This window comes from Streptomyces sp. NBC_00090 (assembly GCF_045160815.1).
In the GTDB taxonomy this organism is placed as follows: domain Bacteria; phylum Actinomycetota; class Actinomycetes; order Streptomycetales; family Streptomycetaceae; genus Streptomyces.
The window spans coordinates 6,637,115-6,657,534 of sequence record NZ_CP108224.1; the positions used below are offsets into that span (position 1 = coordinate 6,637,115).

General features: G+C 70.3%; 19 protein-coding genes. All 19 read left to right on the forward strand.

Annotated elements, in window-relative coordinates; translation table 11 throughout:
• Positions 1-59: 59 nt before the first annotated feature.
• Positions 60-1,127 (forward strand): glucose-1-phosphate thymidylyltransferase, encoded by a 1,068-nt coding sequence (locus OG361_RS29760; RefSeq protein ID WP_405858368.1) that lies wholly within the window; start codon positions 60-62, stop codon positions 1,125-1,127.
• Positions 1,124-2,128: a dTDP-glucose 4,6-dehydratase gene (gene rfbB, locus OG361_RS29765; protein ID WP_405858370.1), complete on the forward strand. Its 1,005-nt coding sequence runs from the start codon at positions 1,124-1,126 to the stop codon at positions 2,126-2,128. The genes OG361_RS29760 and rfbB overlap by 4 nt, the downstream gene beginning before the upstream one ends.
• Positions 2,125-3,084, forward strand: coding sequence for an NAD-dependent epimerase/dehydratase family protein (locus OG361_RS29770; protein ID WP_405858372.1), 960 nt, complete (start codon positions 2,125-2,127; stop codon positions 3,082-3,084). The genes rfbB and OG361_RS29770 overlap by 4 nt, the downstream gene beginning before the upstream one ends.
• The gene (gene rfbH, locus OG361_RS29775) at positions 3,081-4,385 is read left to right on the forward strand and encodes a lipopolysaccharide biosynthesis protein RfbH (RefSeq protein WP_405858374.1); all 1,305 of its coding nucleotides are present in this window, start codon (positions 3,081-3,083) and stop codon (positions 4,383-4,385) included. The genes OG361_RS29770 and rfbH overlap by 4 nt, the downstream gene beginning before the upstream one ends.
• A gap of 168 nt (positions 4,386-4,553) precedes the next feature.
• Positions 4,554-5,822 carry a nucleotide disphospho-sugar-binding domain-containing protein gene (locus OG361_RS29780; protein WP_405858376.1) on the forward strand — a complete coding sequence of 423 codons (1,269 nt, stop codon included), beginning with the start codon at positions 4,554-4,556 and terminating at the stop codon, positions 5,820-5,822.
• 76 nt (positions 5,823-5,898) lie between these two features.
• A complete protein-coding gene (locus tag OG361_RS29785) occupies positions 5,899-6,528 on the forward strand; it encodes a DsbA family protein (protein ID WP_405858378.1) in 630 nt (209 codons plus the stop codon).
• A gap of 151 nt (positions 6,529-6,679) precedes the next feature.
• Positions 6,680-7,255: a dTDP-4-dehydrorhamnose 3,5-epimerase family protein gene (locus OG361_RS29790; protein ID WP_405858380.1), complete on the forward strand. Its 576-nt coding sequence runs from the start codon at positions 6,680-6,682 to the stop codon at positions 7,253-7,255.
• Between the two features lie 41 nt (positions 7,256-7,296).
• Complete coding sequence (locus OG361_RS29795; RefSeq protein WP_405858382.1) at positions 7,297-8,703, forward strand: NDP-hexose 2,3-dehydratase family protein; 1,407 nt, start codon at positions 7,297-7,299, stop codon at positions 8,701-8,703.
• Positions 8,703-9,698: a Gfo/Idh/MocA family protein gene (locus OG361_RS29800; protein ID WP_405858384.1), complete on the forward strand. Its 996-nt coding sequence runs from the start codon at positions 8,703-8,705 to the stop codon at positions 9,696-9,698. The genes OG361_RS29795 and OG361_RS29800 overlap by 1 nt, the downstream gene beginning before the upstream one ends.
• A 162-nt stretch (positions 9,699-9,860) precedes the next feature.
• Positions 9,861-10,118, forward strand: coding sequence for an acyl-CoA carboxylase subunit epsilon (locus OG361_RS29805; protein ID WP_405858386.1), 258 nt, complete (start codon positions 9,861-9,863; stop codon positions 10,116-10,118).
• A gap of 210 nt (positions 10,119-10,328) precedes the next feature.
• Positions 10,329-11,300 carry an alpha/beta hydrolase gene (locus OG361_RS29810; RefSeq protein ID WP_405858388.1) on the forward strand — a complete coding sequence of 324 codons (972 nt, stop codon included), beginning with the start codon at positions 10,329-10,331 and terminating at the stop codon, positions 11,298-11,300.
• Positions 11,266-11,439: a hypothetical protein gene (locus OG361_RS29815; RefSeq protein WP_405858390.1), complete on the forward strand. Its 174-nt coding sequence runs from the start codon at positions 11,266-11,268 to the stop codon at positions 11,437-11,439. Before OG361_RS29810 ends, OG361_RS29815 begins: the two co-directional genes overlap by 35 nt.
• A gap of 16 nt (positions 11,440-11,455) precedes the next feature.
• Positions 11,456-12,565, forward strand: a complete 1,110-nt coding sequence (locus tag OG361_RS29820) for a questin oxidase family protein (RefSeq protein ID WP_405858392.1) — start codon at positions 11,456-11,458, stop codon at positions 12,563-12,565.
• 290 nt (positions 12,566-12,855) lie between these two features.
• Positions 12,856-13,452, forward strand: a complete 597-nt coding sequence (locus OG361_RS29825) for an NADPH-dependent FMN reductase (RefSeq protein ID WP_405858394.1) — start codon at positions 12,856-12,858, stop codon at positions 13,450-13,452.
• A gap of 110 nt (positions 13,453-13,562) precedes the next feature.
• On the forward strand, positions 13,563-14,798 hold the full coding sequence (locus OG361_RS29830) for an MFS transporter (RefSeq protein ID WP_405858396.1): 1,236 nt from the start codon (positions 13,563-13,565) through the stop codon (positions 14,796-14,798).
• Positions 14,795-15,946: a glycosyltransferase gene (locus OG361_RS29835; protein WP_405858398.1), complete on the forward strand. Its 1,152-nt coding sequence runs from the start codon at positions 14,795-14,797 to the stop codon at positions 15,944-15,946. Before OG361_RS29830 ends, OG361_RS29835 begins: the two co-directional genes overlap by 4 nt.
• 49 nt (positions 15,947-15,995) lie before the next feature.
• On the forward strand, positions 15,996-17,156 hold the full coding sequence (locus tag OG361_RS29840) for a DegT/DnrJ/EryC1/StrS family aminotransferase (RefSeq protein ID WP_405858399.1): 1,161 nt from the start codon (positions 15,996-15,998) through the stop codon (positions 17,154-17,156).
• 256 nt (positions 17,157-17,412) lie between these two features.
• Positions 17,413-19,362, forward strand: coding sequence for a 2-oxoacid:acceptor oxidoreductase subunit alpha (locus OG361_RS29845; protein ID WP_405862516.1), 1,950 nt, complete (start codon positions 17,413-17,415; stop codon positions 19,360-19,362).
• A complete protein-coding gene (locus OG361_RS29850; protein ID WP_405858401.1) occupies positions 19,352-20,404 on the forward strand; it encodes a 2-oxoacid:ferredoxin oxidoreductase subunit beta in 1,053 nt (350 codons plus the stop codon). The genes OG361_RS29845 and OG361_RS29850 overlap by 11 nt, the downstream gene beginning before the upstream one ends.
• The last annotated feature ends 16 nt before the right edge of the window (positions 20,405-20,420 follow it).

The following is a 20,420-nucleotide window of genomic DNA, read 5'->3' on the forward strand; positions in this document are numbered from 1 at the left end:
CCCAGCGAAGAAGAATTTCGAGCATGCCCCCGAAACAGGGGCGAGAGGAAGATTCTGCGATGAAAGCCCTGGTGTTGTCGGGCGGGTCCGGGACCCGTCTGCGGCCTTTCAGTTACTCCATGCCGAAGCAGCTCATCCCCATCGCCAACAAGCCGGTTCTCCAGCACGTCCTGGAGAACATCTCCGCTCTCGGCGTCACCGAGATCGGCATCATCGTGGGCGACCGGCTGCCGCAGATCAGCGCCGTCCTCGGGGACGGTTCGGCTCTCGGCGTGAAGATCACCTACATCCCGCAGGAGAAGCCGCTGGGTCTCGCTCACTGCGTGAGCCTGGCCCGGCCCTTCCTCGGCAACGACGACTTCGTGATGTACCTCGGCGACAACATGCTCACCGGGGGAGTCCGGCGCATCGCCGAGGAGTTCGCCGCAGCCCGCCCCGCCGCGCAGATCGTCGTCCAGAAGGTCGCCGACCCCACCGCCTTCGGAGTCGCCGAACTCGACTCCGAGGGCCGGGTGGAGCGGCTGGTCGAGAAGCCCAAGGAGCCGCGCAGCGATCTCGCGCTGGCCGGCGTCTACTTCTTCACCCCCGCCATCCACGCGGCGGTCGACGCCATCGTGCCCAGCCCGCGCGGCGAGCTGGAGATCACCGACGCCATCCAGTGGCTGGTGACCGAGGGGGCCGACGTCCGGGCCAGCGAGTACGACGGCTACTGGAAGGACACCGGCCGCGTCGAGGACGTACTGGACTGCAACCGCACCCTCCTGGACGACCTCAAGCCGCACACGGCGGGCGAGGTCGACGAGACCAGCACCCTGGTCGGTCCGGTCGTCGTCGAGGAGGGGGCTCGGGTGGTGCGCTCGCGCATCGTGGGCCCGGCCGTCATCGCCGCCGGCACGGTCGTCACCGACAGCTACATCGGCCCGTACACCTCCATCGGCAAGGACTGCGTGCTCAGCGACACGCACATCGAGCAGTCCATCGTGCTGGACGGCGCGACCGTCTCCGAGGTGCGCGGTCTGCACAACTCCCTCATCGGCCGCTCCGCCGCCGTGGTGCCCGCCGAGCACGACACCGTCCATCACCGGCTGGTCGTCGGCGACCACACCCGAGTCGAGGTAGCGGCATGAAGAAGATCCTGGTCACCGGCGGTGCGGGCTTCATCGGCTCGCACTACGTCCGGACCCTCCTGGACGACGGGTACGAGGACTGGGCGGGCTGCCATGTCACGGTCCTCGACAAGTTGACCTACGCGGGCAACCGCGACAACCTCCCGGCGTCGCACCCCCGCATGACCTTCGTGCACGGCGACATCTGCGACACCGAGCTGCTGCGCGGGCTGCTGCCCGGCCACGACGCGGTGGTCCACTTCGCCGCCGAGTCGCACGTGGACCGGTCCCTGGAGTCCGCCGAGGAGTTCGTCCGGACGAACGTGACCGGCACGCAGCGGCTCCTCGACGCGGTCCTCGCCGCCAAGGTCCGCCGTGTCGTGCACGTCTCCACCGACGAGGTCTACGGCTCCATCGACGAAGGTTCCTGGACGGAGGAGTGGCCGCTCGAGCCCAACTCCCCCTACTCCGCGTCGAAGGCCTCCTCCGACCTGCTGGCCCGCTCCTACTGGCGCACCCACGGGCTGAATCTCTCGATCACCCGCTGCTCCAACAACTACGGGCCCTATCAGCACCCGGAGAAGCTCATCCCGCTGTTCGTCACCAACCTCATCGAGGGCGAGCAGGTCCCGCTGTACGGCGACGGCGGAAACATCCGCGAGTGGCTGCACGTCGACGACCACTGCCGGGCCATCGACCTGGTCCTCAACCGGGGCCGGGCGGGCGAGATCTACAACGTCGGCGGCGGCAACGAGCAGACCAACCTGGCCATCACCGAACGGCTCCTGGAGCTGACCGGGAGCGACTGGTCCAAGGTCCGCCGCGTCGCCGACCGCAAGGCGCACGACCTGCGCTACTCGCTCGACGAGACGAAGATCAGCGAAGAGCTCGGGTACGCCCCGCGCATCCCCTTCGAGGAGGGCCTCGCTTCCACCGTCGCCTGGTACAACGACAACCCGAACTGGTGGAAGGGCACCAAGCACGGCACGGGCGAGGCCGGCGCCAACGGGACGGCCGGGTGAACACCGGCGCCCCCGCCGTGCTCGTGCTGGGCGGCACGGGTTTCCTGGGCCGCCACATCGCGGCCGGCTTCGCCGCCGTGGGCGCCCAGGTCGTCCCGGCCGCCCGCCACGGCGCCACCCGGGTCGACCTCACCGCGGCCGACCCGGGCCCGCTGGCCGCGCTGCTGCGCGACGTCCGCCCCGACGTCGTCGTCAACGCGTCCGGCCGGGCCTGGGCGGCCGGCGTGGAGGAGATGTCCGCGGCCAACTGCGACGCCGTCGCCGCCCTGGCCGCGGCCCTCGCCGAACTTCCCGTCCGACCCCGCCTGATCCACCTCGGCAGCGTCCACGAGTACGGCCCCGGCACCGTCGGCGCCGGTACCCGTGAGGACCACGAGCCCGCCCCGGTCACCGACTACGGGCGCTCCAAGCTCGGCGGCACCCGGGCCGTGCTCGACGCCGTACGGACGAAGGAGCTGGACGCGATCGTGCTGCGTCTCGCCAACGTCTGCGGCCCCGGCACCCCCCGCGGCAGCCTGCTCGGCTCGGTCGCGGCCCGCCTGGCCGAGGCCCACGCCGCGGCCGGCGCGGCGGCGGAACCGGTGGAGCTGCGGCTCGCCCCGCTGCGCGCCCACCGTGACTTCGTCGACGTACGGGATGTGGTGGACGCCGTTCTCACGGCGGCCGGGACTCCGCGCCCGGCCCACCCGGTACTCAACATCGGCAGCGGGGCGGCCCGGCCGATGCGCCGGATCATCGACCGGCTGGTCGCGCTGAGCGGACTGCCGGTGCGGATCGTCGAGGACACGGGCGACCCGCGTCGTACGGACGCCGAGTGGCAGCAGCTCGACATCACCCGGGCCCGCCGGGTCCTGTGCTGGTCGCCCGCCCGCGGCCTGGACACCTCACTGAGCGACCTGCTCGACGCCGCACGCGCAGAGCTCACCACGCAGACAGTCATCGAGAGGAAGTCATGAGCGTCCACAAGGAAATCGCCCTGGACGAGGTCCGCAAGTTCCACCAGGACACCCTGCCCGACGGCAGGTTCGTCCCCGGCACCACCGAGATCTGGCCCGCGGGCGCGGTCCTCGACGAGCGCGACCGCACGGCCCTGGTCGAGGCCGCCCTGGAGATGCGGATCGCTGCCGGACCGAGCTCGCGCAAGTTCGAGTCGCGGTTCGCCCGCAAGATGGGGCGCCGCAAGGCGCATCTGACCAACTCCGGCTCCTCCGCCAATCTCCTCGCCATGACGGCGTTCACCTCGCACCTGCTCGAGGACCGCCGGCTGAGGCCGGGCGACGAGGTGATCACCGTCGCGGCGGGCTTCCCCACCACGGTCAACCCGATCATCCAGAACGGGCTCGTCCCCGTCTTCGTCGACGTGGAGCTCGGTACCTACAACACCACCGCCGCCCGGGTCGCCGCGGCGATCGGCCCGCGCACCCGGGCGATCATGATCGCGCACGCTCTGGGCAACCCCTTCGAGGTCGCGGAGATCGCCCAACTCGCCGAGGAACACGATCTGTTCCTGATCGAGGACAACTGCGACGCGGTCGGTTCGACCTACGACGGGAAGCTGACCGGCACCTTCGGCGACCTCGCGACCGTCAGCTTCTATCCGGCCCACCACCTGACCATGGGGGAGGGCGGCTGCGTACTGACCTCGAACCTGGCCCTTGCCCGGATCGTGGAGTCGCTGCGCGACTGGGGCCGGGACTGCTGGTGCGAGCCGGGCGAGACCAACAAGTGCCTCAAGCGGTTCAAGTACCAGATGGGCACGCTGCCCGAGGGCTACGACCACAAGTACATCTTCTCGCACGTCGGTTACAACCTGAAGGCGACCGACATCCAGGCCGCCCTCGGGCTGACCCAGCTCGACAAGCTGGACGACTTCGTCGACGCCCGCCGCCACAACTGGAGCCGGCTGCGCGACGGCCTGGAGGGCGTACCGCACCTGATCCTGCCCCGGGCCACCGAGCGCAGCGAGCCGAGCTGGTTCGGGTTCGCGCTCACCGTGGACCCCGAGGCCCCGTTCAAGCGGGCGGAACTGGTGGATTTCCTCGAGGACCGGAAGATCGGCACCCGTCGGCTCTTCGCCGGCAACCTGACCCGCCACCCGGCCTACATCGACCAGCCGCACCGCATCGTCGGCGACCTCACCAACAGCGACATCATCACCGAGCACACCTTCTGGGTCGGCGTCTACCCGGCACTGACCGACGAGATGATCGACTATGTCGCCTCCTCGGTACGGGAGTTCGTGGCGTCTCGCGGATGACCGCCGAGACACCTCCCGCGTCGCCACCCGGACGGAGAGCGGCGGCCGCGGTCTCCCCGCCCGCAACCCGCGTCGGCCCGCCCTCGGCCTGACCACCGAGCCGACCTCGTCACCGGCGCCCCGGACGGCTTCTGCAAAGCCCCACCATCGATTTCCCAGGAGTGCGCGATGCGCGTCATGTTCACGATCCTCCCGGCGACGGCCCATCTGTTCCCCGTCGTGCCGCTGGCCTGGGCGCTCAAGAGCGCCGGGCACGACGTCTGCGTGGTCAGCCAGCCGGATCTGGTCGGCCCGATCACGGCGGCCGGACTCACCGCGGTGGGCCTGGGCGAGCCGCTCGACCACACGCCGAAGGCAGGGGAGGAGGAGAGCGAGAGCGAGCAGCCTGATCCGTGGGCCGGCGTCGTTCCCTCCGCGTCCGAGGCACACCTCTGGGACTTCTTCCACCGCCGGGTGCTGCCCGCCCTGCCCTTCTACTACCCGGCCGAGCCGGGCCCCGGCGGCGTCACCTTCACGGACGAACTGGTCGCGTTCGCCCGCCGGTGGAAGCCCGACCTGGTGCTCTGGGACCCCGCGTGCATCCCCTCGCCGATCGCCGCGCGGGCCGCCGGCGCGGCGCACGCCCGCCTGCTGTGGGGCCTGGACTACTTCGCCTGGTCGCGGACGCTCTTCGCCCCGGGGGAGGACCCGCTGACCAGTGTGGTCCGCCCCCTCGCCCAGCGGCACGGGTACGAGGTGGACGAGGAGCTGCTCCTCGGCCAGTGGACCGTCGACCCGGTGCCGCCCCGGCTGAGCCTGCCGCTGGGCCTGCCGACCGTGCCGGTGCGCATGATCCCGTACAACGGCGGCTCGGAGATACCGCAGTGGCTCCTCGAGGAACCGGAGCGGGCGCGGGTGTGCGTCTCGCTCGGGGTCACCACCCGGGAGCGCTCCAAGGAAGGTCACATCCCGCTCGGTGACCTCCTCGAAGGGCTCGCGGAGCTGGACGCCGAACTGGTCGTCACCGCCAACGCGCAGCAGCTCGCCTCCCTGGGCACCCTCCCCGAGAACGTCAGGGCCGTCGACTACGTCCCGCTGACCCTGCTGCTGCCGAGCTGCGCGGCGATCCTGCACCACGGCGGCGGCGGCACCTTCACGGCCGCGGTGACGCACAGCGTTCCCCAGCTCATCGCCCCCGGCGTGCAGGGCGACTTCCTCGACACCGCGCGGTACGTCGAGGAGCGCGGGGCCGGCCTCATCGTCGACACGCCCCGCTTCACCGTGGAGGCGGTCCGGGACCAACTCGCCCGGATCCTTGCCGAGCCCGGCTTCCGGAAGGGCGCGGCCGTGCTCCGCCAGGACCTCCTCGACCAGCCCGGCCCGGCCGACATCGTGCCCGAACTGGAGCGCCGCACACTCCGGTTGCCGCGTGACGAAGGCGACGGACACGCGGTCTGACGCCGACCACCACGGCGTGATCGAACCCACCACCGATACTGATCCCTCACCGTCCTCCCCCGAACAGGAGCCCCCCATGCCGGCACAACCGCAGCCCGTACGCATCGAGATGGTCCTCGACGTCATCTGCGCCGCGTCCTACATCGGATACACCAGGCTGGCCAAGGCAGTCGTCCGGCACCGCGCGTCCGGCGGCGACGTCGAGTTCGTCTTCTCGCCCTTCCAGCTGGCACCGGAGGCGACCGGCGAGGGCGAGCCGCTGCTCGACGCACTGCGCGAGGTGTTCGGCGAGGCGGCTGCCGCGCACACCACCCAGGTCGCCGCGGACGCGGTGCACGACGGCCTGGAGCTGAACTACGACCGGGCCATCGCCACCAGCACCTTCGGCGCGCATCACCTCATCGCCGTGGCGAGCGGGCAGGGCAAGGGGGAGGAGGCCGTCGAGCGGCTCTTCCGCGCGCACTTCACCGACGGGCTGAACATCGGTGACCCGGCCGTCCTCGCCGACCTGGCCGACGGACTCGGCGTCATCGTCCGGGAACCGGCCGGGGAAGCGCTCCAGGCGGAGCTCGACCGGGTGCGCCGGCTCGGCGTGCGGGGCGTTCCGCTGTTCACGTTCAGCGCCGGCCCCACCGTCTCCGGCGCGCAGAGCGAGGACGCGTTCCTGCAGATGCTCGTCAAATCGAGCAACCCGTCCGTCAACTGATGTGAATCCTTCGGCAATTCACTTGTTTCTTCCTTTCGACGAGTAGAGCGTAGCGGCACGTGTGCGCCGCATCTCCTGGCAGACGTCCGTGCGGCGACATCCGAGGAAATGACGTCGACAGGGATGTGGAACGGCAGTGCACATAGCAGAGTTGGATATACCCGGGGTGTTCGTCGTCACCCCGGAACTCCGTAAGGACGAACGCGGCTCCTTCTTCGAAGGAATGCGGGCGGACGAGTTCGAACGGGTCATGGGGCGGTGTTTCGTACCGCGCCAGATCAATTACTCGGTGTCGCAGAAGAACACCCTGCGCGGCATCCACAGCGTGACCAGCCCCCCGGGCCAGGCGAAGTTCGTCACCTGCGTCCGGGGGGCCCTGCGTGACTTCGTGGTGGACCTGCGGCCGGGCTCACCCACCTTCGGGGCGTCCGCGAGCAATGTCCTGGACCCCGAGTCCGGCCGGTCGGTCTTCGTCCCGGAAGGCGTCGGCCACGGCTTCCTCGCCCTCGCCGACGACTCGTGCATCTCCTATGTCCTGTCCAGCGTGTACGTGCCCGGCACCCAGATCGACATCAACCCGCTCGATCCCGACCTGGCCCTCCCCTGGGGCTGGACCCAGCCGCCTCTGATGTCGCCGAAGGACTCGAACGCCATGTCGCTGCGGCAGGCCCAGGAGGCCGGACTGCTCATGCCGTACCGCGCCCCGGAAGCCCGGCACCCCGCCTGACCATTCGTCATGTCCCTTTATCCCACCCTCAGGAGTACGCCATGTCGGCTACGTTCGCCACGACCGCAGTCGGCCCGACTGCCCTGCAACCCCGCGAGGACGCTGCGATCGCCGACCGGATAGCCCGGTCGGCGGCGAGCACGGCCGGCGCGCAGCTGAGCACCGAGGCCTTCCCGGACTGGCTCGAAGGGCGCCGCAGGGCGCACCGGTTCAGGGTCGACCGGATCCCGTTCGACGCACTCGACGGCTGGTCGTTCGAGGAGGGCACCGGGAACCTGGTGCACCGCAGCGGCCGGTTCTTCTCCGTGGAGGGACTGCACGTCACCCACGAGGGGGGCGCGTTCCCCCAGTGGCACCAGCCGATCATCAAGCAGCCCGAGGTCGGCATCCTGGGCATCCTGGTCAAGGAGTTCGACGGGGTCCTGCACTTTCTCATGCAGGCCAAGATGGAGCCCGGCAACCGGAACCTGCTCCAGCTCTCGCCGACCGTGCAGGCCACCCGCAGCAACTACACCAAGGTCCACGAGGGCTCGGACGTGAAGTACATCGAGTACTTCGTCCGGCCCGGCAAGGGCCGGGTCCTGGCCGACGTGCTCCAGTCCGAGCACGGCTCCTGGTTCCTGCACAAGAGCAACCGCAACATGATCGTCGAGGCCGTCGGCGACGTACCGCTCCACGAGGACTTCTGCTGGCTGACCCTCGGTCAGATCGGCGAGCTCCTGCACCGGGACAACGTCGTCAACATGGACTCCCGTACGGTGCTGGCCTGCGCCCCCTTCCCGGACGCGGCCACGGGCGCGCTGCACTCCGACACGGAGCTGCTGTCGTGGATCACCGCCGAGCGCTCCCGGCACGACGTGAGCGCCCGCCGGGTGCCGCTTGACGGGCTCCCCGGCTGGCGGCGGGGCGAGGAGTCCATCGACCACGAGGACGGCCGGTACTTCCGTGTCGTCGCGGTGTCCGTCCAGGCGGGCAGCCGCGAGGTCTCCGGTTGGACCCAGCCGCTGTTCGAGCCGTACGGCCTCGGCGTCGCCGCCTTCCTGACCCGAAGGATCGACGGGGCGCTGCACGTCCTGGTGCACGCCCGCGTCGAGGGCGGCTTCCTCGACACCATCGAGCTCGGCCCCACCGTCCAGTACACCCCCGACAACTACGCCCACCTGCGCGGCGACAGCCGCCCCGGCTACCTCGACGAGGTGCTGGCGGCCGGGCCCGACCGGATCCGCTACGAGGCGCTGCACTCGGAGGAGGGCGGCAGGTTCCTCAACGCGGAGAGCCGCTACCTGCTGGTCGAGGCGGACGAGGCGACCGCCCCGCTCGACCCGCCCGCCGGGTACCGCTGGGTCACGCCCGGCCAGCTGACCTCCCTGGTCAGGCACGGCCGCTACGTCAACGTCCAGGCCCGCACCCTGCTCGCCTGCCTCCACGCGACCGGGGCAGGTGCCTGATGGACGCCCTGCGGATCGGCGTCCTCGGCTGCGCGGACATCGCACGCCGCCGCATGCTGCCGGCGATGGCGGCGACGCCCGGCGTGCGGGTCGCCGCCGTCGCGGGCCGCGACGCGGACCGGGCGCGCGAGCTCGCCGGACGGTTCGACGCCCGCCCGGTGCACGGCTACGCCGCTCTGCTGGCCCGGGACGACATCGACGCGGTGTACATACCGCTGCCCGCGGCCCTGCACGCCGAGTGGGCCGAGGCGGCGCTGCGCGCCGGCAAGCACGTCCTCGCGGAGAAGCCGCTCACCACCGACCTCGCCGCCACGGAGCGACTGTTCGACCTGGCGACGGAGTCCGGCCTGTTCCTGATGGAGAACGTCATGTTCGTCCATCACTCCCAGCACGCGGCCGTCGAGAAGCTGGTGGCCGACGGGGCGATCGGCGAACTCCGCGCCTTCCACGCGGCGTTCGCGGTTCCCCGGCTGCCCGCCGGTGACATCCGGTACCGCCCCGAACTCGGCGGCGGCGCCCTGTGGGACACCGGGGTGTACCCGCTGCGGGCCGCCCTGCGCTTCCTGGGCGAGCGGCTCGACGTCGTCGGCGCGACCCTCTCGCACGGCCCCGCCGACTCGGTGGACACCTCGGGCGCGGTGCTGCTGCGCGCCCCGGAAGGGGTCGGCGTCCAGCTCTCCTTCGGCCTCGACCACGGATACCGTTCGATGTACGAGCTGTGGGGGAGCGAGGGAAGGATCACCGTCGAGCGGGCGTTCACCCCGCCCGCCGACCACCGCCCCCGGGTCCGTGTCGAGCGGCGCGGCGACACGCGGGAAGCGCTGCTGCCCGCCGACGACCAGGTGGCGCGCACGGTCACCGCGTTCGCCCGAGCCGTGCGCTCCGGAGCGGCCCCCGACCCGGTGATGGTCAGTCAGGCCCGACTGCTCCAGGCCGTCCGGGCCCGGGCTCAGGGCCTGTCCGGCGGATCAGGGCCGGACAGGCCCTGGATGTGAGCACGACCGCCAGGTGATTCCCCCTGGTACGACCTGATGCAGCGCCGTCCGCCCATTCCGTACCGGGCGGGCGGCGTCTGTCCGTCCGGGGCCCGATCGGCCGGTCCGAAGGCCCGGCTCTCACGGACCCGAAACAGGAGTCGTCCGGAAAGGACACAGAACGTGAGCACCGCTACCCCCAGTCCCGCTCTCGACGCCGAGCACCTCTTCCGCGTGGAGAAAGGTGTGCCCACCGAGGAGGAGATGGCCGCACTCGCCGTGGTCCTCCTCATGCGGATGTCCGGCACGCCGAGCGCCACCGCGGAGCCGGTTCCCGCGCCCGCCGAATGGCGCCTCGACCGTGCCCACGGCCACCGTGCACCTCGCAGCTGGCGCTCCGGAGTGCGGCGCCCCGAGCCGGGCACCGGAGAGCCCGGATGACGAGACTCGAGACAGCCCCGACGATGCCTTCCGACACCGGCCGGGCCGCGCGGTCGTACACCGTGACACCCCTTCGTACGCTCGTACGCCGCCGCATCGCGTGGAGCTTCGGCCGCCGCCAGGGGCCGCTGAGCAGGACCGACTGTCCGCTCCCCGGTCACCCCTCCCTCGGACCTTCCCATCCTTCCGTGCACGAGGAGTTCTGATCGCATGGCGCAGCCATCACCATCCGGTGTCCCGGAGATCCGCGAGATCACCCTCGATGCCGACGGCGTGCCGATGTCCGCGCTGCTCGCCGAACCGGCCACGATGCCGCCGCGTGCGGTGGTGGTCGCCATCCACGGCGGCGGCATGCGGGCCGGCTACTTCGACAGCCGGTCCCGCCCCGGGCTCTCGCTCCTGGCTCTGGGGGCCGAACTCGGCTACACCGTGCTGGCCGTCGACCGCCCCGGCTACGGTCTGTCCCTCGCGCAGCTGCCCGAGGGACAGACCGTGGCCGACCAGGCGGTCACCCTGCACGCCGCGCTCGCCGACTTCGCCGCCACCCGTGACACCGGGGCGGGCTTCTTCCTCGTGGCCCATTCCAACGGCGGCAAGCTCGCGCTGGCCGCCGCCGCGGATGAACGCGGTGGCGACCTGATCGGCTTGGACATATCCGGACTCGGCAACCGCCTCGCCGTGGACCCGCACCAGCTGCCCGGCAGCGGCAGGCACGGAGACTGGCGCCGGCACTGGGGAGCCCTGCGGCTCTATCCGCCGGATGCCTTCCGGCTCGGCCGCGCGCTGGTCTGCCCGGTACCGGCCGCCGAAGCGCTGCAGGGGCCGCTGTGGCCGGAGCTGTATCCCGGCATCGCGGCCCTGGTGCGGGTGCCGGTGCGTTTCACCTTCGCCGAGCAGGAGCAGTGGTGGCTGTTCGACGAGGAGGCCATAGCCGCTCTGCGGCATCCCCTGTCAGGGGCGAAGACGACGGTGGACCTCCAGCCGGACGCCGGGCACAACATCAGCCTCGGCTGGGCGGCCCGTACCTACCACCTCAGGGCGCTCGGGTTCCTGGAGGAGTGCCTTCTGGCGAAGGACGCGGCACCGCCCGGGCCCCGGCCGCGGAGCAGGCAGGCACAACCCGACAGCGGAGGAGAGGACAGCCGGCATGCAGACGCCCGTCGAGCACACACGTACGCGTGAGAACCGGATCGCGGGCCGCGGTGGTCTGCGTGAGGCGTCGGGAGGGTCTGCCGTCGAGACCGGATCCGGGCGGCCCGTCCTCCTGGCCGGCGAGGACGAGGACATCCCCGACCACCACATCTTTCGTGGCATCGACTGACAGCAGGAGGATCCCCTTGGTCACCTACTTCGACGCCGTCAACGAAGCGCTGGAACGCCTGGACGACATGGGGTACGAGCGCGGGGAACGCGGCGAACTGGTCAACCACGGCCCGATGGCCGCCGAAACGCTGGCCGTCCTGGGCCACGGCGACCAGATCGGCACCTGGGTCGAGCTCTACCGGACCAAACCGCATCACGACAGGCCCGCACCCTCCTTTCCCCTCGACGCGTCGGACGAAGCCTCCTGGTGTGCCGCGTTGGGAGATTTCGGCCGGGCCGGGGACTGGGAACGGCTCTTCGTCCGGGAACTGGCCGATGCTCCCTGGCGCGACGTGCTCGTCCGATGGTGGCCACGACTCATCTCCGGCCTCCTGGCGGGCATCACGCACGGCGCGATCCGTACGGCGCACGCCGTGCGCAGCCTGGCCGGCACCCCGGATCCGAGTCGGGCGCAGCTGACCGAGCTCGCGCGAGGGCTCGCCTACTGGGCGGCCCGCTACCGCAGCCTTCCGGGGAACGCGGACTTCCACGGAACGATCAGCCTGGCGCAGGCCGTCGCGGAGCTTCCTCGCGAGCTGCTGGAGGACTTCCTGCACCCGCCGAAGGCCCGAGTGGCCTCTCGGGAGAGGCTGGGCCGGATCGCCGAACTCCCCGGGTACACCGAGGCGTTGCACGCCGTCGCCGCGCAGGACCCGCAGCTGCTCCTGAGTGATATGACGGCCGAGTTCGCCGGTCTCTATCTCGTCCACACCGAGATCTATCCCATTCCACTGCTCCACGGTGTGACGCTTCCGGCCGCCGTCAGGATCGTCCTGCCCCATCTTCCGACGGAAATGCATCTGCCGACGGTGGCCGCCGTCTGGCAGCTCCATGTGGCGCTTCTCCTCTCCTTCACAGGCGGTCGTCGTGGTGAGGACACGGCACTCGAAGTCGCACTGATATCCGAGGTCCCGCCATTTCACGAACTGGTGGCCCGCTCCGTGGAGCACAAGGACGAACACGTCATCAAATTCACCGAGGCGTGTCTGCGCGAGAACGGCCTGCGCCCCGACCCCCGCTACGCCGCCGCGGCCCAGGCAGCGCATCAGCGCATTCCCGTCCCTGAACTCGGCCTCATTCCGTGACCGGAGGGGCGTCGGCTGACCTGGATCGCACGTTCCTCTGACGTAGACGACAAGGATTTGTAGAACCCCACAGGGATATGAACCGCACTCCCTTGACGTCGGATTCCCGGTCGAAGAAGCTGATTATTGGGTTTCGGTTGAGCTGGGGGAATCCGGATTCCAGAGATCGCGCGCGCACCTGGCGTCACATCCATGCCGGTAAAAGGTAACTGAATCCGGCGGTTTTCCCATCGGGCCAAAATCTCTCGGCCCGGCCACGCAGGATGCTACAAAGATTGGAAGAGTTCGCTATGCAGGAGAACCCCATCAAGCTTGCCGTGATCATCGGCAGTGTACGCGGCGGCCGATTCGGCCCGACAGTCGCCAACTGGTTTGTCGAGCAGGCGAAGAAGAACGGCGAGTTCACGGTCGACCTCATCGACCTGGTCGACTTCCCGCTGCCCATGGAGATGCCGGCGTTCGGCGAGGAGCCCGACGACGCGACGAAGGCGGTGTCCGACCGGCTCTCCGCGCGGCTCCACGACGCCGACGCCTTCGCGGTGGTCACCCCCGAGTACAACCACACGGTCTCCCCGGCGCTGAAGAACGCCATCGACTGGTTCTTCGAGGAGTGGGCCCTGAAGCCCGTCGGCCTGGTCTCCTACGGTGGCATGGGCGGCGGCCTGCGCGCCTCCGAGCACCTGCGCCAGGTGTTCGCCGAGGTCCACGCCACGACCGTGCGGGACATGCTCAGCTTCCACAACGCCTGGGGCGACTTCGAGAAGGACGGCCAGCCCGCGAGCCCCGCGGGCAGTGAGGACGCGGCCGTGAACCTGCTGAAGCAGGTCGCCTGGTGGGCCGAGGCGCTGCGAGAGGCCCGCACCAAGGGTACGTACAAGCTGCGCTGAGGCCGCGCCCGCTCCGTACGAAGTTCCGGGCACCGGTCACCACACTGGTGCCCGGCGCTGTTTCCCGTATGTCGTGCCCAAGACGTTGCGATACCTGGGAGTACCCCGCCATGAAAGCACCGACGAGCACCGGCCGCAGCGGCGTGCTCCCCATCCTCATGCTCGCGTCGACCCTCTCCGTCATGGCGGGGGCCGTCATCTCCCCCGTGCTGGAGGTCATCCGGGGCGACCTCGAACTCAGTGCCACGGCCGCCGGCCTGATCATCACCACCCACGGACTCTCCATCGCGCTGGCCAGCCCGGTCGTCGGCTGGATGATCGACCGCTGGGGCGTCCGCACCCCGCTGGTCTGGGGACTGCTGCTGTACGGGATCGCCGGCGGCGCCGGGGCGTTCACCAGCTCCTACGCGGCCCTCATCGCCACCCGCGTCGCCTTCGGCGCCGGTGCCGCCGCGGTGTTCGCGGGCACCACGGTCGCTCTCCTGTCGCTGTACACGGGGGAGCAGCGCGACCGCGTCATGGGCTGGCGCTCCACGGCCATCAGCCTCGGCGGCGTCACATGGCCGCTGCTGGCCGGGGCCATCGGCGGCATCTCGTGGCACGCCCCCTTCGCGATCTACTTCGTGGGCATCCCGCTGGGCCTGGCCGCGCTGCTGATGCTGCCGGCCACCCAGGGCGCCGGCGACAGGTCGGGCGCGCCCAAGGAGCGCATTCTTCCGGTGCTCGGCCGGCGCCCCGCACTGCTCGGCTACTACGCGCTGTTCGCCGTCAGTTCCGTACTGCTCTACGGCCTGGCCGTGTTCCTCCCCATCCGGCTCGGGGAGATCGGCGTGGAGCAGCCGTTCCTCGTCGCCGCCATCGGCGCCACCGTGTCGGTCGCCATGAGCCTCATCGGCTTCGCGTACGCCAAACTCCGGGCCTCGATGGGCTACGGCCCCCTGCTGCGGCTGACCGCCGCCTCCTGGGTCCTCGCCTTCGCCTCGCTCGGGCTGACCGGCAACGTCCCGATGATCGTCGTGGGCTCGGGCCTGTTCGGCCTGGGCATGGGCATCCTGATGCCGGCCGTCACCGTACTGATCGGCGACACCGCGCCGCCCTCCCTGCGCGGCCAGGCGACCGCCCTGTCCGGTACCGCCTCCTTCGCCGGGCAGTTCGCCTCCCCTCTCGTCCTCGGCCCGCTGATCGACAGGACCTCCGTGCAGACGGGCTACCTGGCGTCGGGCGGTGCGGCCACGGTGCTGCTCCTGATCCTGCTGGCCGTCCGGATCAAGGATCCGGCCACGCCGCAGGACGGCGAGGCCGAGCAGGCCCCCCGTGAACCCGTTACTTCCGAGGAGAAGTCATGAAGGTCCTGTTCATCCCCGGCGGCAGCGCGGCCACCATCTTCGGCCTGGTCCCGCTCGCCCATGCGCTGCGCGGCGCCGGCCATGAGGTGATCATGGTCTCGACGCAGGACATGATGCCGGTCGTCACCGGCACCGGCATCCCCGGCACCGCCGTGACCTCGCGCGACATCTGGCACTACGTCACCACGGACCGCGAGGGGAACCGCAAGGAGGAGACCCCTCTCGACCTGGAAGGGCAGGCTCTTTCCACCGGCCGCTGGTTCGCGCAGATGGGTGCCGACTGGCTCCCCGTCCTGCTCGACATGGCCAAGGGCTGGACGCCCGACCTGGTAGTCGGCGGATCCATGTCGTACGTGGCCCCGCTGGTCGCCGCCCACCTGGGCATTCCCTACGTACGCCAGGCCTGGGACATCGACGACTCCAACATCCAGGACCGCGGCGCGGAACTCGAACTCCGCCCGGAACTGGACGCCCTGGGCCTTGACCGGCTCCCCGAGCCGGACCTGCGGATCGAGCTCTGCCCGCCCAGCCTCACCCCGCCCGAGGTCGCCCCGGCCGAGCTCATGCGCTGGCTCCCCGGCAACGTGCAGAGCGCGCTGGAGCCCTGGATGTTCACCAAGGGCGAGCGGCGCCGGGTCTGCGTCACCTCGGGAAGCCGCGCCAGCAAGGAGCGCGAGCACACCTTCGAGTTCCTGCAGGCCGTGGCGCGGAACATCGCACCGCTGGACGTCGAGATCGTCATGCCGGCGCCGGAGAAGCTCGCGGTCGAACTGCGCAAGGTGATCCCCGGCGTCCGTGCCGGCTGGATTCCGCTCGACGTCCTCGCGCCGACCTGCGACCTGGTCGTCCAGCACTCGGGCGGCGCCACCACCCTGACCGCCCTGAACGCCGGCGTGGCCCAGCTCATCATCCCGGAAGCCGTGGTCTTCGAGGCACCGGCACGGCGGATCGCCGACTACGGCGCCGCGCTCACGCTGAATCCGGCGGAGGCCACGCCGGAGCGGGTGGCCTCGGCCGTTGCCGAACTGCTCGCAGACCCCTCCTACACCGAGCGCGCGCGGGAACTGGCCCAGGAGATCGCCCGCCTGCCGCTGCCGTCCGACATGGTCGGCCGACTGGAGAAGCTCGCCGCCCGGAACCAGCGCTGACCGTCTGCCCCGAGCGGACGTCCCTGACCCACCCATCCAGGAGACAGACGTGATCAATCTCTTCCAGCCGCAAGTGGGCGAGGAGGAACTCGCCGCCGTGGCCGAGATCTTCGAGAGCAAGTGGCTGGGACACGGCCCGCGCACCCAGGCGTTCGAAGCCGAGTTCGCCCAGCACCTGGGCGTTGAGGCGGACCGGTTGGTCTTCCTCAACTCCGGTACGGCCGGGCTGTTCCTCGCCATGGAGATGCTGAACCTGTCCGCGGGTGACGAAGTCGTGCTGCCGTCGACGAGTTTCCTCGCCGCGGCCAACGCCATCGTCGCCCATGGCGGACGTCCGGTCTTCTGCGATGTGGCCCCGGAGACCCTCAACCCCTCCTGGCAGGACATCGAGGCGGCCGTCTCGCCGCGCACCAGGGCCGTGGTCGTCCTGCACTACGGCGGCTACCCCGGCCACATCGTGGAGATCGCGGAGCGCTGCCGCGCCCTCGGCATCCAGCTGATCGAGGATTCCGCCTGCTCCCCGGCCTCCCGGGTCGACGGCAAGGCGGTCGGTACCTTCGGCGATCTGGCGATGTGGAGCTTCGACGCCGCGAAGGTCCTGATCACCGGCGACGGCGGCATGCTCTACGTCCGCGACGCCGAACAGGCCGCACGGGCCAGGCGACTGGCCTATCACGGCCTGGTGCAGGCCACCGGGCTCGCCTACGCCAAGGTCTCGCACCGGTGGTGGGAGCTGGAGGTCCCCGAGGTCGGGCGCCGGGTCATCGGCAACGACCTCACCGCCGCCATCGGCCAGGTACAGCTGCGCCGGCTCGGCGAGTTCATCACCCGCCGCCGCGAGATCGTGGACCTGTACGACCGCGAGCTGGCCGACGCCGACGGGCTCCGGCTGCCGCCGGAGCTGCCGGCCGGACACGAGTCCTCGTACTACTTCTACTGGGTGCGGATGAGCGCGGCCATCCGGGACCAGGTCGCCTCCGAGCTGCTCGCGGCCGACATCTACACCACCTTCCGGTACGCGCCGCTGCACAAGGTGCCCACCTACGCCTCCGATGCCGTGCTCCCGGGCAGCGACCAGGCCGCGGGGGAGACGCTCTGCCTGCCGATCCATCCCGGGCTGACCGACGGCGACGTCCTGACCGTGGCCGCCACGCTGCGCAAGGCGGTCGAGGCGCTCAGCAAGGAGCCGGTCCCGGGCGACCAGGCCTGAGGCAGGCCTGCACGACACGGCGAGTGGTGCCTACCGGTCACCCTCGTGGGCTCTCCTCCATGGCGACACGAGGGGCACACCCGGCAGGCCGGGTGTGCCCCTCGTGTCTGCCGTGCGGCCTCCGGTCTGCACCGGCCCTGACCGTCCTCTGACGCCGGCACCACCCAGTTGAAGCACACCGCAAGAACCTCACCGAAGCCTGATCCGGGATGTATTGAACCGGGGCCCGGGACCGAACAGGGTGGATGTCGTCGCCCTGTGCCCCAAAGCGGCTCCGGGAAGCATCACGGTGAGGAGAACAGTGAACGTAAAGGAAGTCCGGAGGTTGGACCGGGTGATCATCCGGTTCGCGGGTGACTCCGGTGACGGTATGCAGCTCACGGGTGACCGCTTCACCTCGGAGACGGCCTCGTTCGGCAACGACCTCTCGACGCTGCCCAACTTCCCCGCCGAGATCCGGGCGCCCGCCGGCACCCTGCCGGGGGTGTCGAGCTTCCAGCTGCATTTCGCGGACCACGACATCCTCACGCCGGGTGACGCCCCGAACGTGCTGGTGGCGATGAACCCGGCGGCACTGAAGGCGAACATCGGGGATCTGCCGCGGGGCGCGGAGATCATCGTGAACACGGACGAGTTCACCAAGCGGGCGATGCAGAAGGTCGGCTACGAGACCTCGCCGCTGGAGGACGGCTCGCTCGAGGCGTATCACGTGCATCCGGTGCCGCTGAACACGCTGACCGTGGAGGCGCTGAAGGACTTCGCGCTGTCGCGCAAGGACGCGGGCCGCTCGAAGAACATGTTCGCCCTGGGGCTGCTGTCGTGGATGTACCACCGGCCCACCGAGGGCACCGAGAGGTTCCTGCGCACCAAGTTCGCCAAGCAGCCGGAGATCGCCGAGGCGAACGTGGTCGCGTTCAGGGCGGGCTGGAACTTCGGTGAGACGACCGAGGACTTCGCGGTCTCCTACGAGGTGGCGCCGGCGACGAAGGCGTTCCCGCCGGGCACGTACCGCAACATCTCCGGGAACCTGGCCCTGTCCTACGGGCTGATCGCCGCGGGCCGGCAGGCGGATCTGCCGCTGTACCTGGGCTCGTATCCGATCACTCCGGCCTCGGACATCCTGCACGAGCTGTCCCGGCACAAGAACTTCGGGGTGCGCACCTTCCAGGCCGAGGACGAGATCGCGGCCATCGGCGCCTCACTGGGTGCGGCCTTCGGCGGGTCGCTGGCGGTGACCACCACCTCCGGGCCCGGTGTGGCGCTCAAGTCGGAGACCATCGGCCTGGCGGTCTCCCTGGAGCTGCCGCTGCTGATCGTGGCGATCCAGCGCGGCGGTCCCTCGACCGGGCTTCCGACCAAGACCGAGCAGGCCGACCTCCTGCAGGCCATGTACGGCCGTAACGGGGAGGCGCCGGTGCCGGTGGTGGCGCCCAGGACGCCGGCCGACTGCTTCGACGCGGCGATCGAGGCCGCGCGGATCGCGGTCACCTACCGCACCCCGGTCTTCCTGCTCTCGGACGGCTATCTGGCCAACGGCTCCGAGCCGTGGCGGATCCCGGAGACCGATGAGCTACCGGATCTGCGGGTGCGGTTCGCCCAGGGCCCCAACCACACCCTGGACGACGGCAGCGAGGTGTTCTGGCCCTACAAGCGCGACGAGCAGACCCTCGCGCGCCCCTGGGCGATTCCCGGCACACCCGGCCTCGAGCACCGCATCGGCGGCATCGAGAAGCAGGACGGCACCGGCAACATCTCCTACGACCCGGCCAACCACGACTTCATGGTCCGCACCCGGCAGGCCAAGATCGACGGAATCCGGGTACCCGACCTCGAAGTGGACGACCCGTCCCCGGGCTCTCGACCTGGCTCGAGCGAGGGAGGCCCCACCGACGGGGCCAGGCTCCTGGTGCTCGGCTGGGGTTCGACGTACGGACCGATCACCGCGGCGGTACGCAGGGTCAGGGCCGCCGGCGGCGCCGTCGCCCAGGCGCACCTGAACCACCTCAACCCCTTCCCCCGCAACCTCGGCGAGGTACTCGCCCGCTACGAGCGCGTCTTGATCCCGGAAATGAATCTGGGCCAGCTCGCCACCCTCGTCCGCGCCAAGTACCTGGTCGACGCCGAGTCCTTCACCCAGGTCAACGGCATGCCCTTCAAGGCCGAGCAGCTCGCGGTCCGTATCCAGGAGGCCAACGATGCCCGCTGAGGCCCTGTCCCTCGTACCCCGATCCGAAGTCGCCCTTTCGGCCAAGGACTTCAAGTCCGACCAGGAGGTCCGCTGGTGCCCCGGCTGCGGTGACTACGCGGTTCTGGCCGCCGTGCAGGGCTTCATGCCCGAGCTGGGCCTGGCCAAGGAGAACATCGTCTTCGTCTCGGGTATCGGCTGCTCCAGCCGTTTCCCGTACTACATGGACACCTACGGGATGCACTCCATCCACGGCCGCGCCCCGGCCATCGCCACCGGACTGGCCTCCTCCCGCCGCGACTTGAGCGTGTGGGTGGTCACCGGCGACGGCGACGCCCTGTCGATCGGCGGCAACCACCTCATCCACGCCCTGCGCCGTAACGTGAATCTGAAGATCCTGCTGTTCAACAACCGGATCTACGGCCTCACCAAGGGCCAGTACAGCCCGACCTCCGAGGTCGGAAAGATCACCAAGTCGACGCCGATGGGCTCGATCGACACACCGTTCAACCCGGTCTCCCTCGCGATCGGCGCCGAGGCGTCCTTCGTCGCCCGCACCGTCGACTCCGACCGCAAGCACCTCACCGACGTGCTGCGCCAGGCCGCCGCCCACCCCGGCACCGCTCTGGTGGAGATCTACCAGAACTGCAACATCTTCAACGACGGCGCCTTCGAAGCACTCAAGGACAAGCAGCGGGCCGAGGAAGCCGTCATCCGACTGGAGCACGGGCAGCCCATCCGCTTCGGTGCGGACGGCGCGAAGGGCGTCGTCCGCGACGCGATCACCGGTGACCTCGAGGTCGTCGCCGTCACCGAGGACAACCAGTCACGGATCCTCGTCCACGACGCGCACGCGCCGTCCCCGACCACGGCCTTCGCCCTGTCCCGGCTCGCCGACCCCGACACCTTGCACCACACCCCGATCGGTGTGCTGCGCAGTGTGGACCGGCCGGTCTACGACACCCGGATGTCCGACCAACTCGACGCCTCGATCGAGCAGAACGGCAAGGGCGACCTGGGAGCGCTGCTCGCAGGCGGCGACACCTGGACCGTCGTCGGCTAGGGCCTGTCTTTCGGAT